14 protein-coding genes are annotated in these 19,428 nt (G+C 70.9%); 10 read left to right on the top strand and 4 right to left on the bottom strand.

Annotation, left to right across the window (positions count from 1 at the left end):
• The first annotated feature begins 29 nt into the window (after positions 1 to 29).
• The 6 genes from VIG79_RS14720 to VIG79_RS14695 all read left to right on the top strand — a co-directional run bounded on the left by VIG79_RS14720 (position 30) and on the right by VIG79_RS14695 (position 6,323).
• Complete coding sequence (locus VIG79_RS14720) at positions 30 to 1,103, top strand: glycoside hydrolase family 76 protein (RefSeq protein WP_331886971.1); 1,074 nt, start codon at positions 30 to 32, stop codon at positions 1,101 to 1,103.
• A gap of 497 nt (positions 1,104 to 1,600) precedes the next feature.
• On the top strand, positions 1,601 to 2,038 hold the full coding sequence (locus VIG79_RS14715; protein ID WP_331886969.1) for a YciI family protein: 438 nt from the start codon (positions 1,601 to 1,603) through the stop codon (positions 2,036 to 2,038).
• Between the two features lie 10 nt (positions 2,039 to 2,048).
• Positions 2,049 to 3,305, top strand: a complete 1,257-nt coding sequence (locus VIG79_RS14710; RefSeq protein WP_331886967.1) for an RNA polymerase sigma factor — start codon at positions 2,049 to 2,051, stop codon at positions 3,303 to 3,305.
• 47 nt (positions 3,306 to 3,352) lie between these two features.
• Complete coding sequence (locus VIG79_RS14705) at positions 3,353 to 3,658, top strand: alpha/beta hydrolase (protein WP_331886965.1); 306 nt, start codon at positions 3,353 to 3,355, stop codon at positions 3,656 to 3,658.
• Between the two features lie 117 nt (positions 3,659 to 3,775).
• Positions 3,776 to 4,909, top strand: a complete 1,134-nt coding sequence (locus VIG79_RS14700; RefSeq protein ID WP_331886964.1) for a M20 family metallopeptidase — start codon at positions 3,776 to 3,778, stop codon at positions 4,907 to 4,909.
• Positions 4,899 to 6,323, top strand: coding sequence for an aminotransferase class I/II-fold pyridoxal phosphate-dependent enzyme (locus VIG79_RS14695; protein ID WP_331886963.1), 1,425 nt, complete (start codon positions 4,899 to 4,901; stop codon positions 6,321 to 6,323). The genes VIG79_RS14700 and VIG79_RS14695 overlap by 11 nt, the downstream gene beginning before the upstream one ends.
• Before the next feature lie 3 nt (positions 6,324 to 6,326).
• Here the strand turns inward: VIG79_RS14695 and VIG79_RS14690 are convergent, their stop codons facing one another.
• A complete protein-coding gene (locus tag VIG79_RS14690) occupies positions 6,327 to 6,842 on the bottom strand; it encodes a putative immunity protein (protein ID WP_331886961.1) in 516 nt (171 codons plus the stop codon).
• Between the two features lie 996 nt (positions 6,843 to 7,838).
• Positions 7,839 to 9,206, bottom strand: coding sequence for a replicative DNA helicase (dnaB, locus tag VIG79_RS14685; RefSeq protein WP_331886959.1), 1,368 nt, complete (start codon positions 9,204 to 9,206; stop codon positions 7,839 to 7,841).
• A 377-nt stretch (positions 9,207 to 9,583) separates the two neighbouring features.
• On the opposite strand from dnaB, the gene VIG79_RS14680 reads away from it, so the two are divergent.
• Together VIG79_RS14680 and VIG79_RS14675 are read left to right on the top strand one after the other, a co-directional pair.
• A complete protein-coding gene (locus tag VIG79_RS14680; RefSeq protein ID WP_331886957.1) occupies positions 9,584 to 9,850 on the top strand; it encodes a DUF2277 domain-containing protein in 267 nt (88 codons plus the stop codon).
• Positions 9,831 to 10,598 carry a DNA alkylation repair protein gene (locus tag VIG79_RS14675; protein WP_331887037.1) on the top strand — a complete coding sequence of 256 codons (768 nt, stop codon included), beginning with the start codon at positions 9,831 to 9,833 and terminating at the stop codon, positions 10,596 to 10,598. Before VIG79_RS14680 ends, VIG79_RS14675 begins: the two co-directional genes overlap by 20 nt.
• Here the strand turns inward: VIG79_RS14675 and VIG79_RS14670 are convergent.
• On the bottom strand, positions 10,549 to 12,036 hold the full coding sequence (locus VIG79_RS14670; protein WP_331886955.1) for an alpha/beta hydrolase: 1,488 nt from the start codon (positions 12,034 to 12,036) through the stop codon (positions 10,549 to 10,551). The two genes, VIG79_RS14675 and VIG79_RS14670, sit on opposite strands and share 50 nt — an antisense overlap.
• Positions 12,037 to 12,089: 53 nt before the next feature.
• A complete protein-coding gene (locus VIG79_RS14665) occupies positions 12,090 to 14,558 on the bottom strand; it encodes a CHAT domain-containing protein (RefSeq protein ID WP_331886953.1) in 2,469 nt (822 codons plus the stop codon).
• Positions 14,559 to 14,783: 225 nt separating this feature from the next.
• Between VIG79_RS14665 and VIG79_RS14660 the strand changes: the two genes are divergently transcribed.
• Both VIG79_RS14660 and VIG79_RS14655 read left to right on the top strand, forming a co-directional pair.
• Positions 14,784 to 17,243 carry a CHAT domain-containing protein gene (locus VIG79_RS14660; RefSeq protein ID WP_331886951.1) on the top strand — a complete coding sequence of 820 codons (2,460 nt, stop codon included), beginning with the start codon at positions 14,784 to 14,786 and terminating at the stop codon, positions 17,241 to 17,243.
• Positions 17,244 to 17,254: 11 nt separating this feature from the next.
• Entirely contained in the window at positions 17,255 to 19,267 is a 2,013-nt protein-coding gene (locus tag VIG79_RS14655) for a CHAT domain-containing protein (protein ID WP_331886949.1), read from the top strand.
• The last annotated feature ends 161 nt before the right edge of the window (positions 19,268 to 19,428 follow it).

The raw sequence follows: 19,428 nt of genomic DNA, 5'->3' as shown, positions 1-19,428 counted from the left end.
ACGATATCGGCCACCCGTAGCCTGACCGGATGGGCGACCTCGACCTCGACGCCCGGGCGGCGGCGGCCGAACGGTCGGTCACGGCGTTGTTCGGCGGACGTCTGCTCGGTCTGCCCGGTACCCATCTGGCGCGGGTCGAGCATCCGGCTCGTGGCCGCACCGACGTCCATTGGAACTACTGGTGGCAGGCGCACTACCTCGACTGCGTCGTCGACGCCGGCCTGCGGGCACTGCGGCGCGGCAACACCGAGGACGCCGCGGAGCGAGGCCGCCGTGGGGAACGGCTGCTCGCCACCATCCGGCTGCGCAACGTCGGCCGCTTTCCCAACGCCTTCTACGACGACATGGCGTGGCTCGTCCTCGCTGCGGGCCGGCTGGCGCTCCTCCAGGCGTCGCTCGGGCGAGCCCGGCCGGGTCGCCGGCTCCGGGCGTCCGAGCGGGTCCTCACGGCGCAGCTGCGGTCGGCCGTCACCGACGACCTCGGCGGTGGGGTCTTCTGGAGCACCCACCGCGACTTCAAGAACGTCCCCGCCAGCGGACCGGTCGCCCTGCACCTGGCCCGGATCGGGGACCTCGACGCCGCGCGGTCGCTCGTCGGGTGGATGTATGCGCGGCTGTTCGACCCGCAGTCGGGCCTCTTCCTCGACGGGGTACGTGTGGTCGACGCCCAGGAGGTCGTGATCCGCGACGTCTACACCTACAACCAGGGGACCGTGCTCGGCGTCCTGACGACGCTCGCCGACGAGGAGAGCCGCCACCGGGCGGCGGCGCTCGTCGACGCGGTGGACCGCCGGCTCACCACCGGTACCCGGCGGGTGCTCGTCACGCACGGCGGCCACGACGGCGGCCTGTTCACCGGGATCCTCGCGCGCTACCTCGCACTCACAGCGGCGGACCCAGGGGTCGACGCGGCCACCGCGGCCACGGCCGGCCGGCTGGTCGCCGCGACGGCCGACGGCTTCTGGTCGGGACGGGCGGACTCGTCCGCCGGGTCGCGGTTCCCGGTCGGTGCGAACGACGCCGCGACCGCGGAGGGGCGGCTCGAGCTGTCGACGCAGCTGCAGGCGTGGATGACCCTCGAGGCCGCCGCGGCGCTGGGGTAGCGACCGATGCTCAGGCCGCCCGACAGAAGATCTGCAGCTGAACGCCGTTCGCGTAGCGAACCACCCTTACCCTCGCGCAGCGTCGCCACGGCGTCCACGGCGTCCACGTCGGGGAGGACGGTCGTGTTGTGCCACGCCGGGTCGGTGAGCGTGCCGGACACGACGTACGTGGGCATGCCGTTGAACCGGTCGTAGGTCCGGCGTCCCAGCAGGAACGCGCCTGCCTCGGTGGCCTCGTCGAGCTCGTACGCACACATCGTGTCGTCGGTCTCGATGTCGAGGGTCCAACCCGTATGACGGAAACCCGCCTAGCCCCCCCGGAGCCTCCATGACGCCGTCCGGGGAGACGAACTCGGTGACGATGACGTTGCGCAGGGGATGTCCTCTCGGGTCGCGGCTTCGGACGGTGCCTCATCATCTCCACGCACGACATCGATCCGACGGGACACGGGGTCGGCCAGGATGTCGAGAACACGTCCCCGGTTCCGACGTCACTGGTGAGCGGGCCGACCGGGCCCGACGACAACCGACAGGAGCAGACCGTGAAGTACGTCATCCTCATCCACTCGAACCCGCAGCCCTGGGGCCACCCGACCAGCGAGTTCCTCGCCGAGCAGCAGGCCCTCCCGCAGGAGCAGCGCGACGCCGGAAACGCGGCCTTCGAGGCGCTGCTCACCGAGCTGTCGCAGAACGGCGAGCTGGTCGGCGGTGAGCCGCTGGCCGCGCCGAGCACTGCCAAGCTCTACCGCTGGGACGCGGGACGGCCGGTCGTCACCGACGGCCCCTACTCGGAGGCCAAGGAGCACTTCGCCGGTTTCTTCCTCGTCGACGTCGAGACCCAGGAGCGCGCCGAGGCCATCGCCGCGCGGATGTCCGGACCCGGGGAGACCGTCGAGCTGCGGATGTCGATGTCCGCCGGCGGCGACGACCAGTGACCGCCGGGCGGTGACGAGCACCGAGCTCGAGGACGTGTGGCGGCGGGAGTCGCCCCACGTCCTCGGAGCGCTGCTGCGCCGGCACGGCGACTACGCCGACTGTGAGGACGCCGCCCAGGAGGCGCTGGCCGACGCGGCCGAACAGTGGCCGACGGAGGGGACGCCGGACAACCCTCGGGGGTGGCTGGTCCGCGTCGCGTCCCGCCGCCTCGTCGACCGGGTCCGCTCGGACCGTGCTCGCTCGGTCCGGGAGGAGACCGTCGGCACCGCCCGGGCCGCCGACGCCTTCGTGGCGCCGCCGGCCGACGAGGACACCGAACCCGGCGACGACACCCTCCTGCTCCTGCTGCTCTGCTGCCACCCCACCCTCAGCCGGCCCTCGCAGGTGGCGCTGACCCTGCGGGCCGTCTCGGGGCTCACCACCGCCGCCATCGCCACGGCGTTCCTCGTCCCCGAGGCGACCATGGCCCAGCGGCTCAGCCGCGCTCGGACCACATTGCGCGTCAACGGAGCCCGGTTCGAGGCGCCGACCGGCGAGGAGCTGCCGACCCGCGTCGCCGCGGTCCTCGACGTCCTCTACCTCGTCTTCAACGAGGGGTATGCGCGGAGCTCCGGCGACACGCTGGTCGAGACCTCGCTGGCGGAGGAGGCGATCCACCTCACCCGCCGGCTGCACGCCTACCTGCCCGGCCACGACGAGGTCGCCGGCGCCCTCGCTCTCATGCTGCTCACCGACGCTCGGCGGGCCGCACGTATCGACCCTCGCGGGGACCTCGTGCCGCTGGCCGAACAGGACCGCACCCGGTGGGACCCCCGCCTCATCGACGAGGGCGTGGCCATCCTCGAGCAGGTGCTCCCGCGAGGGCCCGTCGGCGCATACCAGCTGCAGGCGGCGATCTCCGCCGTCCATGCCGAGGCCCCCCGCGCCGAGGACACCGACTGGGCGCAGATCGCGGTGCTCTACGCCATGCTCGACGACGTCGCACCGAGTCCGGCGGTCACGCTCAACCGGGCGGTGGCCATCGGGATGTCGACCGGTCCGGGCGCGGGACTGGAGGCGTTGCGGCCGCTCCTGGACGACCCGGCGATGGACCGCTACCACCGGCTCCACGCCGTCCGGGCCCACCTGCTGGAGCTGTCCGGCGACGTGCGGGCGGCGGAGGCCGCGTACGCGCGCGCCGCCGAGCTCACCCGGAGCACGCCCGAGCAGCGTTACCTCACCCGGCGGTTGGCGCGGTTGCGGAACGAAGGGGCGACGAGGGCTTAGCCGCCTCGATATCCTCTGGAGACCCGACGGCGGTGGCCGAGCGGCGAGTGTTCAGGAGACCGATCGGCCGTGGTGAGGAAGGGCAGTGCCAGGGTCACGCTGTCCGACGTGGCGTCGCGAGCGGGCGTGTCGGTGACGACTGCGTCCTTGCCGCACCGACCCGGGCGACCGACCTCGCCGGACTGCCGCCGGCGTTCATCGAGTGCTGCAGTGCCGAGGTCTTCCGGGACGAGGACGTCGCGTACGCGTCCGGCCTCTGGGCCGCCGGCAGCCAGGCCGAGCTGCCCGTGTGGCCGGGTGGGTTCCACGGGTGCGACCAGCTGGCCCCGACGCCCGGCTCACCAAGGACATGACCGCAGCCCGCGACGCGTGGATGGCGCGCCTCCTCGGTTCGTGACCGGCGGCTGACCACCGGGTTTACCCATGCCCGAAGCGTATTCGGCACTTTCGAGTGCGTAGGTTGACGTTCCATGAGCGACGTCGCCGAGGCTGCGGTGGCCTTGACCGCTGAGCTGGTCGCCATCGACAGCGTCAACCCCGGGCTGGTGCCGGGTGCCGCCGGCGAGGACGAGATCGTGAGGCATCTGCGGGCCCGCCTCGACGCGGCGGGCTTCGCCACGCAGGTCGTGGAGGCCGAGGGAAGCGGTGGACGGCCCAGTCTCGTGGCCGTCGGGCCGGGATCCCGCGGTGACCCGACCGTCGTCCTCAACGGCCATCTCGACACCGTCGGCGTGGCGGGGATGACCGCGCCGCACACGCCGGTCCGGGACGGCGACCGCCTGAGCGGTCGGGGTGCAGCCGACATGAAAGGCGGCGTGGCCGCGCTGGTCACCGCGGCCGAGGCGGTGGTGGCCTCGCGCCCGCCGGTCCGCGTCGTCCTGACTCTCGTCGCCGACGAGGAGGACGCCAGCCGAGGCAGCGAGGCAGTCATCACCGCGTTGCCGTCCCTGGGGATCCGGCCGGACGTCTGCGTCATCGCCGAGCCCACCGATCTCACACCGGCCCGGTCGCTGCGCGGGTTCGCCGTGGTGCGTGTGCGATTCGAGGGCCGGGCGGCTCACAGCTCTCAACCCGAGCTGGGTGTCAACGCGGTGAGCCACCTCGGCCGGTTCGTCATGTCGGTCGACGCGCACGCCCTGGCGGTCCGGGCCCGGGGCGGCGATCTCATGGTCACCGTCGCCCGCGGCGGCGACTCGCCCTTCGTGGTCCCCGAGTGGGCGGAGTGTCTCGTCGAGCGGCGGACCGCCCCCGGAGAGTCCGCGGCGACCGCGCTGGCCGAGGTACGCGACCTCCTGCCTCCGGGAGCCGACGCCACGGCCGAGCTCCAGGCGTACCGGGAGGCCTGGGAGCTCGACGCCGAGGGCCCGGCGGCCGAGCTGGCGACCCACCTGGGCGACGCACTGGGGACGAGTGCGACGTTCGCCGCTCCGTACTGGATGGAGGCGCCGCTCTGGCAGGCGGTGTGCCCGACGCTCGTGTGCGGGCCGTCGGGCGGCGGTCTGCACGCGGCCGACGAGTGGGTCGACCTGCGCCAGGTGCGCGCGTTCGCCGAGGCGCTGCCCGGCGTGCTCCGCGAGTGGGCGGACGCCAGACGTGCCCACTGACCCGCGGCGGTTGCGGGGCGACGCGCCGCTGCTGGATGCGTGGCTGCGGTTCCAGGAGGAGGCGCCGACCCCGTTCACCATCCCCGGCCACAAGCACCGCCGCGACATCGTCGGCGACATCGTGGCCGGCGACGTCCCGCTCTACGCAGGGCTGGACACCATGAAGCTCTCGCGTGGGGTCCTGGTCGACGCGGAGGCTCGGGCCGCCCAGCTGTGGGGCGCGGACGTCTGTCGGTTCTCGGTCGGCGGCGCCACCCACGCGAACCAGGCGCTCGCCCTGGCGCTGGCCGAGGGCGGCGACGGCGGCCGCGTCGTCGTGGGTCGGACGCTGCACCGCTCGATGCTCCTCGGCCTGGTCCTGGCCGGGCTGACCCCGGTGTGGGTACGTCCCGACATCGACCCCGCTACCGGGCTGCCGGCCGGTGTCTCGCCCGCGGCCGTGGCCGACGCGCTGGCGTCGGCCCCGGACGCCCGCGCGGTCCTCGTGGCCGACCCCTCCTACGTGGGAACCGTCGGCGACGTCGCGGGACTGGCCGTCGTCGCCCACGCGCACGACGTCCCGCTCGTCGTCGACGCCGCGTGGGCGGCGCACTTCGGCTTCCACCCGTCGCTCCCCCGGCACCCGTTACAGCTCGGCGCCGACGCGATGGTGGTCAGCGCTCACAAGACGCTGCCGGCGTGGAGCCAGGCGGCGCTGGTCCTGGCCCGGACGGACCGCATCGACCCGTCCCGCCTCGACGCCGGGGTCGAGGCCACGCAGACGACCAGCCCGGCCGGCGCGATCCTCGCGAGCATCGACGCGGCGCGGGCACTGCTGCAACGCGACGGTGAGTCGCTGCTCGACGACGCGATCGCGGCCGTGGCCACGGCGCGGGACCGGCTCCGAGAGGTCGACGGGCTCGTCGTTCTCGGCGGCCCTGGCGTGGACCCACTCAAGCTGACCCTCGTCCTCGGCGGTACCGGAGCCGACGGGATCGCCGTCGAGGACGACCTGCTGGCGGCCGGGCTGCCGGTCGAGGCGGCCGAGCGGGACACCATCGTGGCCCAGGTGTCGATGGCCGACGACGCGGACAGCCTGAGCCGGCTCACCGGGGCACTGGTGCGCTCGCTGTCGCGGCACCGCGGCCGGCCGCGGCCGGTGGTGACCGGTGCGGCATACGTCGTCGACCCGGTGACCGTCCTGTCGCCCCGGACCGCGTTCTTCGCGCCGAGCGAGACGGTTCCGATCGGGCAGGCGGTCGGCCGCGTCACCGTCGAGCTGGTCGCGCCCTACCCGCCCGGCATCCCGATCCTCGCGCCCGGCGAGGAGGTCACGCGGGCCGCGCTCGACGCGTTGTCGCAGGCCCGGACGGCCGGGGTGCGGATCGCGTATGCGACGGACCCGACCCTGGCGACCCTCCGGGTGGTCCGCTAGCGTTCAGACGTCGAACACCGACCAGCAGATGTCGTTCCGACGCCGTTGGTCGTCGAGGACCAGCGCGCGAACGGCGTCCGGCAGCTGGTCCCGCTGCCACTGGCCCTCGAGTCGTCCCGCCGCGAGGTCGTTGCCGCTCGGAGCGGCAGCGCGGACGGCCTTGATCGCGTAAGCGGCGGCCCCGAGGTCGTGCTCGGCGACGTGCGCGACACACGCGGCCTGACCAGCGGCGTAGGCGGCGTGACGGGCGGCGCCCCGCAGGTCGCGGGCCGCGCCCATAGCGTGCCCGCCCGCCGCGCGGGATTGCCTCATCGCGACCTCACCGCGTACCCAGGCATGGGCATGCTCGACGGCGGCGCGTGGTCGCGGGTCGTCGGGCCGCGCCGACTCGAAGAGGTGGAGGACGTGCTCGGCGCAGGTCGCCGCCCACAGCGCCAGGAGCCGGTGGTCGGCGTCCGTGAGGGTGCCGCCGCGGCGAATCGTGACGAGCCGGGGGTCCCGGACCTGCGGAAGGATCACATCGCTGATCCTTGCGGACGGGGTGGCGGAGGTGGGTGAGACCGGCACCGGCGGTCGCCGTGGGGTTACCCAGGACCGCGGTCATACTCGTGTGGAGATCCACGGAACACTGCACCGTCCAGGGGACGGCAACGTGCGCAGAAGGTCTCGGCTGGCCGACTTGTGCAGAGCTCGTTGCGCGGGCCGGCGGCGAGATCGGACGTCCCGTCCGCCGCATGAGCGAGCGGCTCACGAGTGTCCACTCCTGGTTCATCGTTCACCGGTACCGGCCGCCACTGGTGACGGATCTGGTGGGAAGGCTTGGTCCGCGCTAGTGGTTTTTCGACTTTTGACGTCGTCGGGTCGCCAGGTTTGGTCGTAGAAGTCGGTGGCGGTGGGCAGCACAGAGCCTCACGATGGACCTGCGTCAAAGGCGGCGTAGGGGGATCATCTGGGGATGCTTGTCGAACCCGAGGCGACCAGCGCTCTGCGGTTACGGGGGCAAGGTCTGGTGTCCGGTCCAACCGATCCGAGCTGGGTGGACCTGCACCCGGACCGTGGATGCGAATGGTGCTCTGTCGAAGCGGGCGTACCCGACGAAGACCCTTCGGGGCGGCGTTGTCGCTTCCTTCTTCCCAGACTCTGACTCGCGGCAAAGATGTCTGGCGAGGTCACCGCCCTCCCCGTGGCAGGCGCGGATGCCAGGACAGCGGACGGGTCATGGGCCTGGCGCCACGACAACTGACGAAGCTGACAGCTGTTGCAGTCCTAGCGCGCCGCGGTCGCGGCCGCAGGTGTGTTGTCCCCCGCGGGGGCGCGACGGCCAGTCGCCTCGGACCCCGATCCTTCATCACGGGTCAGTGGCGGGGACACCGTCGCCACGCAGTCTCAAGGAGTCGCCCTCACTGATCACCCTCTGCGAACACGCCCGAGGTGCTTAACGTCGGCTAATTCTTGGAGTCAACCGCCGTTCTTACAAGATTGACTGCATCTCGACAACAACGCGGGCATACCCGCTCAGAAGCTCGGCGCCATGTTGGTGAACCGACTGTAATGGCCCTGGAACGCCAGCACGATCGTGTCGGTGGGCCCGTTGCGGTGCTTGGCAACGATGAGGTCGGCCTCGCCAGCGCGGGGGCTCTCCCGCTCGTAGGCCTCCTCGCGGTGCAGCAGGATCACCATGTCCGCGTCCTGCTCGATACTGCCTGATTCGCGCAAATCGGACATCTGCGGCTTCTTGTCGGTTCGTTGCTCGGGACCACGGTTGAGCTGGGAGATCGCCACGACTGGGACCTCGAGCTCCTTGGCCAGCAGCTTGAGTGCCCGCGAGAACTCGGAGACCTCCTGCTGTCGCGACTCGACCCGCTTGCCGGAGGACATCAGCTGGAGGTAGTCGATGACGACGAGCTTGAGGTTGTCGCGCTGCTTGAGCCGTCGGCACTTGGCCCGGATCTCCATGAGGTTCATGTTGGGCGAGTCGTCGATGAACAGCGGCGCCTCGGACACCCGGCCCATCGTCGACGCCAACCGAGTCCAGTCCTCTTCGCGCATGGTGCCCTTGCGCATGTGCTGCAGCTGGATCCCGGCCTCGGCGGAGAGCAGTCGCATGGTGATCTCGGTCTTGCTCATCTCGAGCGAGAAGATCACCGACGCCAGGTTGTGCCGAATCGCGGCCGACCGGACGATGTCCAAACCGAGCGTTGATTTCCCAATCGCCGGTCTAGCGGCCAGGACGATCATCTGCCCCGGGTGCAGTCCGTTCGTCAGCGAGTCGAGATCCGTGAATCCCGTTGGTACACCGGTCATCTCGCCGGACTTGCCCGACGCGACCTCGATCTCGTCGACGGTCATCTCGAGGATGTCGCCGAGGCGGTGGTAGTCCTCGCCGCCCCGCTTGTCAACGACCGCGTAGACCTCGGCCTGAGCCGCGTTGACGATGTCCTCGACGTCACCGCCACCCTGGGCGTAGCCGAGCTGGACGATCTTCGTGCCCGCCTCGACCAGCCGCCTCAGCACCGCGCGCTCGGCGACGATCTGCGCGTAGTAGCCGGCGTTCGCGGCCGTCGGCACCGAGGAGATCAGCTGGTGGAGGTAGGCCTGGCCGCCCACCCGACCCAGGTCGCCGCGCTTGCCGAGCTCGTCCGAGACGGTGATCGCGTCGGCGGGCTCGCCCCGGCCGTAGAGGCTGAGGACCGCGTCGAAGATCGCCTCATGCTGCGGCCGGTAGAAGTCGGCCGACCGGAGCACCTCGACACAGTCGGCGATGGCGTCCTTGGACAGGAGCATGCCGCCGAGGACCGACTGCTCCGCGTGCAGGTCCTGGGGCGGGAGCCGGTCGTCGGTCGGCCCGTCGGTCCGCTGGGGGAAGAGCTCCTGGATCGTCATGTGATGGTCACCTGGTCGCCACCGCGCCTCGCGTTCCTCTCCGAGCTGGCCGTTCGAACTGGTGTCCACTCCATGGCACCATCGACCGCCGACAGCCACCGGATCAGGGTGGTTCGGGCTGGGCGACGCTGGCGCCCTGTCACGCTAGGGGTGGCGGGGTCGGCGTTCAAACCCGCCCTGTGGACCAGGTGTGGACAACGGTGTGCACCACGCCGGGGCAGCCTGGGGACAACCTGGGGAGGGCCGGTGCATGGGGCTCCCAGGTTCGGCCGCGTTCGTGCGGGGCGACGTGCCCGGATCGTCGTCCACCACCTGTGGACAACAGAAAGTCACGAACCAGTTTCGGCGTGTCCACCGACGGTGCCTAGAGTCGAGGCATGTGCCGGAACATCCGCCAGCTGTACAACTTCGAGCCCCCGGCGACGACCGACGAGGTGCGCTCGGCCGCCCTCCAGTACGTCCGTAAGGTCTCCGGGTCGACCAAGCCGTCACAGGCGAACCAGGCCGCGTTCGACGAGGCCGTCGAGGAGGTCGCGCACGCCACGCAGCACCTGCTGGACCACCTGTCGACCACGGCGCCGCCCAAGAACCGCGAGGTCGAGGCCGAGAAGGCCCGCGCCCGGGCTGCGGTGCGTTACGCCTGACCTCCAGCTCCACGTCCACCTCGACCTCGTCGAGACGGTCCGCGCCGAGCTGACCCGCCACGCCGACCCCGATCGGGCCGCGGGCCAGCAGCGCTACATGAAGTCGGCACTGCCCTACAGGGGGCTCACCTCACCCCAGCTCACCACGGTGCTGCGCCCGATCTTCGCCGACCCCGGCTTCCGGATGGCCGGGCGGGAGCAGTGGGACGCGACCATCCGCGCCCTCTGGGACGGGGTCGCCTACCGCGAGGAGTGGTACGCGGCGATCGCCCTCGCGCGGTACCGCGCCTACCGCCTCTGGCTCGACAGCGAGTCCATGCCGCTCTGGCGGCACCTGGTCATGACCGGGGCGTGGTGGGACGTCGTCGACGAGGTCGCGACCCACGTGGTTCGCGAGGTGCTCGAGGGCTCGCCGGACGTCGAGGGGCTGCGGCTGCGCGAGTGGGCTGTCGACGAGCACCTCTGGCTTCGGCGGACGGCGATCATCAGCCAGGTCGGTCGAGGGGAACGGCTCGACCAGGACCTGCTCACCGACGCCATCGAACCGAACCTCGCCGACCGGGACTTCTTCATCCGCAAGGCGATCGGGTGGGCGCTGCGCGACCACGCCCGCGTGGCACCGGACTGGGTGCGCGCCTTCGTCGACGCCCACGCCGCAGAGCTGTCCAGGATGTCGAGGCGGGAAGCCCTGCGGCATATCAGCCCGGGAGCCACTCCAGCAGCTTCGCCGAGACCTCGGGTCGGGTGAAGTACGACGCGTGGTCGACGCCCGCCTCCGCCGGGAAGACGAGGGGGTCGGCGATCGGGAACCCCGTCACGCCGTCGACCTCGTACGCCCCGTTGGTCGGGACGACGAGGTCGTTGTTCGCCTTCTGGAACACGAAGTCGGTGCCGGCGTTCCGGGCGATCCGGGCCAGTGACGAGCCGCGTACCGGCTCGTAGTTCGACCCGATCGCCCGGTATGTCGCGGTCGAGCCCGGTGTCCTGTTGAACGCCCTGAGGTAATCGCCCTGCGGGTCCATGGACATGATTCCCTCGAGACCGCCGAACGCACCGACGGTCAGCTGCTTGAGGATCGACAGCACCAGCCCGACGACGTCGGTCACGCCGGCGTCGGGGATGAACTGGGCGAGGTCGGTGACGCGGTCCATCAGCTGCGACAGGTGCGCCTTGTCCGCGAGCGCCGTCCCGGCGTTGGGCGACGCCACCATCACGAAGTTGCGCACCGTGACCTTGCCGGACAGCCCGACGTCGGCGGCCCGTTCAGCGAGCACCCGACCGACGAGGCCACCACGGGAGTGGCTCACGATGTCGAGCGTGAGTGGAGAACCGCCACCCAGCGCCGTGAGCTGCTCGGCCAGCCACGTCACGTTGTCGTGCGGCGTCACCGAGATCGTGAAGTGGTCGAGCGCGAAAACCCTTCCCTGGTAACGACGTCCGAGCTCCGTCAGCGTCTCGGCCGGCAGCTGGTCGAACGCGGTGTTGGACTGTGCGGTCGTGCCGTGGATGAACAGGAGCGCGGTGCCGCCGCTCACCCGCGTCCAGTCCGGCGCCGCGAATGCCACGACGTCGGCGCGCTGGTAGTCGCCCGGGTCGAACCACCGCACGAGGTTGCGCCGGTTCTTCTGTTCCCACCGGGCGGCGAAGTAGTCGCCGACCTTGCCCAGGATCGGGTCGATGAGCGGAAACACGAGGATCTTGAACAGCTTCGACCCGACGGCCCCGAGGATGCCGCGCTGCCCACCGGCCGAGGCCGGGTCGGCGAGGACCACCTCGCGCGGCAGCCGGTACGTGCGCCGGTCGCCACCGCGGCTCACGGCCTGGTCCGGAGGCACGTCGTCGGGAAGGTGCCACGAGAGCGAACCGTCCTCCGCCGCATACAGGAGCAGCTGGCCGTTGCCGGTGCCCGGCGGCGGGACCTCGACCACGATCTCGCTGCCGCCCCCACCGCCGCGGCTGCCTCCGGCGTTGTCCAGCTCGCGCTGACCGGTGATCTCGACGGTCAGCTGCTCCACCACGCCGGCGTCGTCAAGCGCCCGGCGGAACGCCTCCGTCGAGCTCTCGGCCCCCCGCATCCCGGCGGTCCCCGGTTGGTACACCTCGACGCGGCCGGTCAGGCCGGGCGTGGAGATCCGAACGGTCCCGATGGTGACGGGGATTCCTTCGGGCCGCAGGTTCTCAGCCATCGCACTCCTTCGTGGGTCGGGTCAGCTCGGGGTCGGGTCAGCTCGGGGTCGGGTCAGCCCCGGTCGAGCCGGAGCCGGGGGTGGCCGAACACCTGGAAGGCGATCAGCGTCGCGTCGATGCCAGGCGTCGCGGTCTGTGTCGCCGACTGGGTGTACTTCGCCCGCAGCGACCGGACCGCCTCCGCCGCTGACACCCGGGTCGACGCGTCGCCCTCGCCGATCGCGCTCCACGTCGCGGCGTAGAAGGCGCGCGCGCATTCGGCAGCGGTCACGTCGTTGACGTTCCACAGGGGAGCGACGACACCGGTAGCGCCGATCTGGAGCAAGGTCGAGGCGAACCCCCCGTTGTCGGCGAGCACGCGCTTGTCGGAACCCACCTGGCAGGCGTTGAGAAAGACGAACGGACCGTTGTCGAGGCGGCCGTTGAGGACCTGGTCCGGCTTGAGGAACTGGGCGGTGGTCGTGAGGTTCCCGGCCGCGTCCTTCGCGAGCAGGACCAGTCCGCCCTCGTCACCCTGCGCGTCGAACTGCCCGTGCAGTGCGACGTGAACCACGTCCGCGGACGGGTTGCCGCTGAGGAGATCGATGACGTCACCGAGGGAGGGCGTGACCGGGAACGCCGACGTGAACAGGGTGGTGACGAAGTCGGCCTCCTCCTGCGCCTCCTTCAGCTCACCCCAACCCATGACACCGGTGTAGTCGGCCGTGAGGACCGCCGCCCGCTTGACGGCAACCGCCGACCTCGGCGTCGGGCGCGGACGCTTCTCGCTGAGCGGCCAGCGCGCGATCGCCGCGTGGGAGCCGAGGAACGGCGAGATCCCGCCCCACGCACTGTCTAGCGGGGGGTCGAAAACCGCGAGTTCCCAGGGCAGCGTCACCTCCTCGGTGAGGAGCAGGATCGTCGGTGCTGTGGTGCGCGCCGGGTCCTCCACGACCTTCCGCAACACGGCCTGGATCCCGTCCGGGACCGCCCGCCCCATGCGGATGGCCGCGCCGGCCAGCGACAGGTACTCCTCGTACGTCCCCTTCGCCCGCGAGACGGTCTGCCGCATGTCGCTGACGAAGCCCTGCAGGTCGGAGTCGAGCCTCGAGGACCGCGGCGCGTCCGGCACCGTGACGTCGGAGGCCGCCGCGTACGCCGTCCAGATGAACTCCCCCGTGGCGGCGCCGTCGGAGGCGCAGATCGACAGGATGAGCTCGGGCTGGTCCACGCCGAGCAGGGGTTCGAGCTCCATCAGCGCGTCCGGGCCGGTCTGCGGGGTGGGGGCGTTCGCGACGTCCTTGGCATAAGGAACGGCGATCAGACTGCGCCACGCGATGCCGACCACCTGGCCACCGACGATGTAGTGGACGCCGATCCGGCGCTCACTGGGCAGGTCCGGCCGGTACGCCGCGACGAACGAGACCGTCGCCGTGGGATAGGGCTCGGCGTCGCTGACGTTGAGCGTCAGCCGCGTATCGCCTTGTGCCTGAAGGGAGTTCGGGTCGTAGACGAGAACCAGCTGGAGCTCTGTGGTCGCGCCGGCCATGAACCGCATCGCCCCGGTCTGCGTGATCGCCGCGTCCTGGAACTTGGCCAGCCCCACGACCACGTCGAACGGCTCGTCGATGACGACGACCTCGGGGCGCACCTCGCGATGGGCGTCGACGTCGATGCGCGGGTATGCGGACCGCAGGACTCCCCCGGGTGGTTGCTCCTGCGCGGGTACGGCCGGCTTCGTCGGGGGCTTCCGGGCGATCTCCGCGTGTCCGCCGGCCGGGCCGCGGAAGACCGTCTCGGACGGAACCGGCGCTGCGCCGAGGTCGATCTCCCGGTCGGCGGCCGCTGGCGGTGGGGGCGGCGCCTGGGTGTCGCGCAGTAGGGCGACCAGCTCGAGGAGCTCCAGGACCGCCCGAGGCTCCGTGCCGTCACGGAGGGAGTCGAGGACGCCGGAGAGCAGTCGCGACGACGAGGTCCGGGCCAGCAGCCTCGCGACCAGCTCGCGGTCGCCGTCCGGCGGTCCTGCCTTCACCACCTCGGTCACCACCGTCGCCACCGGGAGCCGGCCCATCGTCACGGAGCTGGTGGCGTCGACGACGGTGGCCAGTGCGGCGGTGCGCATTGCCGGGTCGGTCATCGACAGCGATGCGGTGACGAGCCCGGAGACCAGCGAGCCGGCGGCATCGGCCGGCAGGTGCGCCAGCACGTCGCGGGCGGCAGCACCGAGGCGGGCGGCCATCGTGGCGGCCGGACCCGCGAGCAGCCGACCCGAGAGGGCTATGGCCGCGTCCATCTGGTCCGGTGTCGCCGAGCTGGTCACCGGTGCGTCGTCGGACCCGTCGGTATGCGCGTACGCCACCACCTGCGCGAGGAGCAGGCCGGCCGGGTCCTCCCGCCCGCGGATCGTCTCCGCGAGCTCGGCGCGCTCGTCGTCCGTCACGCCGAGGCTGACCAGCATGGTCCGCGCGCGGTCCTCGATCGCCGGGTCGTTGGCGGCAACGACCTGGTCGGCCAACGCGCACCACGCGTCCACTCCTGGCATGGGTCCCACGATCCTCACGGAGTCGTCGAGCGAGGGCCAGATACCCGTATGTCGCCCGGGCATCTTCGATGAGGTCATTTTCCGGTATGCGACAGACGCGGCGGAAGGGTTCTCGGCGGCGGACCACGGGACGAATCCCCCCATACCGATGCGGCTACGGCGGTATCATCGCGGCAGGTCGCGGCTCCAACATGGGGTAAACGGGACCGTGCGAAAGGGCCGGCGATGGCCTCAAGGACCTATCAGAACTTCGACCTCCTTCTCGAAGCGGCGGAGGGCGATTCGTTCCGCGCTCGGGTGACGACGAGCCCGCTCGGCGAGTCTCCCAGCGGCCGGTTCTCCCTGCCGTTCGACGCGACCCAGCTGGAGAACCTGCTACTCAAGCTCGACCCCGGTCGCAGCGGCACCCGTCGGGCCGGTTCCGACCCGCAGAGCCAGGCGTCGATGGACCTCGGTGGCCCGTTGTTCGAGAGCGTCTTCTCCGAGGACATCATGCTGACCTGGCAGCGGTCGCAGGACTACGCCCGCGACCACGGCGACGGCCTGCGGCTGCGGCTGCGGCTCACCGACGCGCCCTCGATCGCCGGCCTGCCGTGGGAGCTGCTCTACGACCGCCGCGGCAACAGCTTCATCGCGCAGTCCGAGCGCACTCCGGTGGTCCGCTACCTCGAGGTGCCCCAGCCCCCGCGGCCGCTGACGGTCGACGGTGCGCTGCGCATCCTCGTCGTCATCTCCTCGCCCACCGACCTGCCGGAGCTCGACGTCGAGGCCGAGTGGCGACGCGTGCAGGACTCGCTCGCCGCGAAGGTCGACGAGGGCACCGTGAAGATCGACCGGTTGCCCGCCCCGACGATCCAGGCGCTGTCGGCGTGGTTGCGGCAGAACGACGTTCACATCCTGCACTTCATCGGACACGGTGACTACGACGACCGTATCCAGGATGGCGTCGTCTACTTCCAGGACCGCTACGGGCGCAGCACCAAGGTCAGCCCGACCGTCCTCGGTCCCTACCTGCGCGACCACGACCCGCTGCGGCTGGTCCTGCTCAACGCCTGCCAGTCGGCACGCGTCGACAGCACCGACCCGTTCAGCGGGATGGCGCAGGGCCTCGTGCAGCAGGACTGCACCGCGGTCGTCGCCATGCAGTTCCCCATCTCGGACGGCGCAGCGACCGCGTTCACCGGTGAGTTCTACGGCGCGCTCGCCGACGGCTTCCCCGTCGACCAGGCAGCGACCAGCGCGCGCAAGGCACTCATCGCGGAGTTTGCGGCGGAGTGGGCCACCCCGGTGCTCTTCCTTCGCTCTCCGGACGGTCGCGTGTTCGACCACATCGTGGCGCAGCCCGCGGTGACCGCCGTCCCCTCGCCGGCGCCCCCGGTGGAAGCCGAGGACGAGGAGCGCGCCCGGGACGCGCTGGCCACCGATGCCGAGACGACGGAGACCACCCGCAAGACCGCCGAGGAGGTGCTGCTCGAACCGGCTCCGACGCCGCAGGGTGTCCAGCCCGAGGAGCTCAAGCCGGTAGCCCTCGCCCCGGTATCCCTCACCCCGCTAGCCCTCACCCCGGAGGTTGAGCCGACGGCAGCGAGAACCGACGAAGCCTCCCCCGAGACCGGCCCGCTGCGCGGGGTCGCCGCGGCTGCAGCGGCGACCACGGCCGCTGGGGCGGGGGCGGGCGCAACGACCGCGCCGACGCCGCCGGTGACCCGGGCGATGCCCGCGACAGCGGCAGCGACGGCGCCGACCGGAGCACCCGCATACCGGCCGACGTACCAGCCGCAGCCCACCTACCCTCAGCAGCAGCCGACCCAGCAGTCGCCTCCATGGCAGAGCGGTCCCGGCCAGGCGCCACCGCGGTACGTCAACCCCCCCAACCCGAAGAAGCCCCGGTGGGGCCTCATCATCACCATCGTCCTGGCGGTCGCGGCTATCGCGTTTGGCGGGCTCGCCTGGTACGGCTCGCAGCTGCCGGACAAGGTCGACCCGACGAGCAACAACAGCGGGGAGGCGAGCACCCTGACCGGTCCGAAGATCTCGGCGGTGCACCTGACGACCGGCCTGACGATCAACGGGGACGCCTCCGACTGGCCGAGCAACATCCCGACCTTCGACAGCAACGTGCTCATCGCGGGAAGCGACACCGGTCTGCTCGGCCACTGGGGGCTGGCCTGGGACGACTCGAACCTGTACGCCATCGTGCACGTCGTCGACCGGACCGCACTGCAGACCCACGGGTCGGACACGTCCCAGCTGTTCAAGGGCGACGGGGTGAGCTTCGAGTTCGGGACCGCCCTGCCGAAGAACAAGAACGCCTCGCTCGAGACCGGTGACAAGCACGTCCTGCTCGGGCCGGCGACCTTCACCGACGACACCGTGATCAGCGCGATCAACGTGCCGAACGGCTCGGTCTTCACCCGCGGCCCGAACACCATCCAGGGGCTGCGCGCGGCCACCGCGAAGACCAAGGACGGGTACGTCATCGAGGCGGCGATCCCGTGGTCGACGCTCGGCGCCGAGAGCATCTCCGGCGGCAACGAGTACGGCATGAACCTCAACGTCAGCGACTCCGTGGCGACCGGTGCCAAGGCGGGCGAGCTCAGCTCCTTCGTGAGCAACAACCCCGCACGGAAGGGCAACGACGCCCAGTTCCGCAGCATCTGGGGCACGCTCCATCTCGAGGGTTGACGCGAGCCACCGTGGCGTCCCGTCGGTACGAGAACTTCGACCTCCTCATCGAGGAGGAGCACGGCGGGTACCAGGCCCGAGTGACGGCATGCCCGTCCAACGAGACCCCTTCGACGCGGTTCGTCCTGCCTTTCGACGAGACGAAGCTGGAGAACCTGCTCCTCAAGCTCGACCCCGGTCGCACGGATATGCGCCGCGGCCCGGGTGATGCCCGGGAGGTCGCCTCGAAGGAGTTGGGTGGCGCGCTGTACTCCGCGGTGTTCACCGAGGACATCCGGGACGCCTGGACGCGCTCCCTCGAGCAGGTCCAGGCCCGCGACTGCGGGCTCCGGCTCCGGCTGAAGCTCACCGACGCCCCGTCGCTCGCCGGGCTCCCGTGGGAGCTGCTGTACAGCGTCCGGACGAACCGGTATCCCGCGCAGTCCGAGTCAACGCCGGTCATCCGGTTCCTCGGTGACCGAGGCACCTCGAAGGCCCAACGGGTCGAGGGCCCGCTGACCATCCTCTTCGTGATCTGCTCGCCCACTGATCTTCCCGACCTCGACACCGAGAACGAGTGGCGTGCGGTGCAGCAAGAGCTGAAGCCACTCATCGACCGTGACGTGGTCCGCCTGGAACGACTACCCGACCCAGCGACCCCCGCACGGTTGCTGGACCGGCTCAGCGACGGCCCCGTGCACATCGTCCACTTCGTCGGGCACGGTGACTTCGACGAGGCCTCCCAGGAGGGCGTCGTCTACTTCTGCACGAACTACTCCACCAAGAACCCCATCGGTGCCGACCGGCTCGGGTCGGTGCTGCAGGACGTCGAGGAGCTGAAGCTCGTCGTCCTCAACGCCTGTCAGTCCGCACGCGGAGACTCGCACGATGTCTTCGGCGGGATGGCCCAGGGCCTGGTCCAGTTCAGCGTCAGCGCTGTCGCCGCGATGCAGTTCCCCATCAGCGACAAGGCGGCAAGTACCTTCAGCCGCTCGCTCTACCGAGCCATCGCGCGAGGTAATCCCGTGGACCAGGCGATCGCTAGTGCCCGCAAGGCGATCCTCATGGCCTACCCGAGCGAGTGGGCCACTCCGGTCCTGTACCTGAGGACGAACGACGGAGTCATCTTCGACCTAACCAGAGAGGTCGGCAACGCCAGCGCAGAGAGCCCTGGCGAGCCTCCCCCACCCGAGGATCCACGCCGTCGGTGGACCCGACTGCCGGGGGCTCGTCGCGCTCTCGCCATCGGCGCTGCAGTCGTCGTCATGCTCGTCCTGGCGTACGCCGGCCTCCAGTACTACATCTATCGTCAGACCTACGACAACCTCCCTAGGTTTTCCTCGCCGACGTCGCCGTCGCTCAACTACTTCTCCGCACTCAGCGGCCCGGCCGTGGACGCGCATCGACTAGGGGCACCCCCCGTCTTGGACGGTTCGGCCGAGGACTGGTCTGCGAACATCACTCCGGTCTCGAGCGACGACCTCGTCCAGGGCTCGGCGACGAACGTGCGCGCCACGTGGCGGTTGGGATGGGACCACGACTGGCTCTACGTCTTCGCCGACGTCACTGACCCGCAGCTGACCCAGATCCACGGGGACAACGCCCAACAGATCTCCAACGGTGACGCCGTCGCCATTGAGTTCGGATCCTCACAGCCGCACACCCTCGACGAGATGGAGTGGACGGACCACGTTCTCGTCTTTGCCCCGATCCCACCTGGGCGCCAGATCGCCAACGCCCTGGGCTACCGCGACGCAGCGGGTCAGAACTACAGTTTCCTGGTCCCGATGGCGAACGTCGACGGCGCAAGCAAGATCACGTCGACCGGGTACACCATTGAGGCGCGCATGCCCCTCCGGACGATCGATCTGGCCGACGCACGCGGGGCGATGATGGGGCTGAACCTCTACGTCATTGACGCTGCCTCAACGGGACCTGAGCGCGGGCAGCGGCGTTCGAAGCTCAGCAACAACAGCGCACTCGCAGAGGTCAAGGACCCCGGCTCGGCCAGAGGCCGCTGGGGCACCATGACGCTGAGGGACTGACGGGAGCCGACGAGGTGCCAGCGCGCGCATACGAGAACTTCGACCTGCTCGTCGAGTCCACGGGGGACGGCAGCTTTCGCTCCCGCGTCGCGGCGAGCCCGGTCGGTGCCGGCGCGAGCGCGACGTTCGCGATGCCCTTCGACGCGACCGGGCTGGAGAAC

Origin of the sequence: Lapillicoccus sp. (assembly GCF_036559105.1) — a bacterium.
Lineage (GTDB): Bacteria > Actinomycetota > Actinomycetes > Actinomycetales > Dermatophilaceae > Lapillicoccus.
This window is presented reverse-complemented; position numbering and strand designations above follow the sequence as displayed.